At 56.6% G+C, this 228-nt stretch carries 1 protein-coding gene; it reads left to right on the top strand.

Features of this window, described 5'->3' with window-relative positions; translation table 11 throughout:
- On the top strand, positions 1-228 hold a 228-nt coding region (locus tag SB719_RS23065; protein WP_412160176.1), incomplete at both ends, for a hypothetical protein.

The following is a 228-nucleotide window of genomic DNA, read 5'->3' on the forward strand; positions in this document are numbered from 1 at the left end:
GGTACAATCTCCTCAAGGGGGGTGAGGGTACCGACCGCTTTGTCATCCACAGGCGTGCAGGCGGTAATGATGTACTCAAGCAGTTCGAGACTTCGCGTGAGGTGATCGACCTGGTCGGCTTTGGTGGTTCAGGGTTTGCTGACTTGCAGATGCAACAGGACGGCAATTCGACTGTGCTCGACCTTGGCAGTGGGCAGAAGCTGACGCTTGCGGACACTACGATTGCTG

This window comes from Pantoea sp. SIMBA_079, assembly GCF_046940275.1.
In the GTDB taxonomy this organism is placed as follows: domain Bacteria; phylum Pseudomonadota; class Gammaproteobacteria; order Enterobacterales; family Enterobacteriaceae; genus Pantoea; species Pantoea borealis.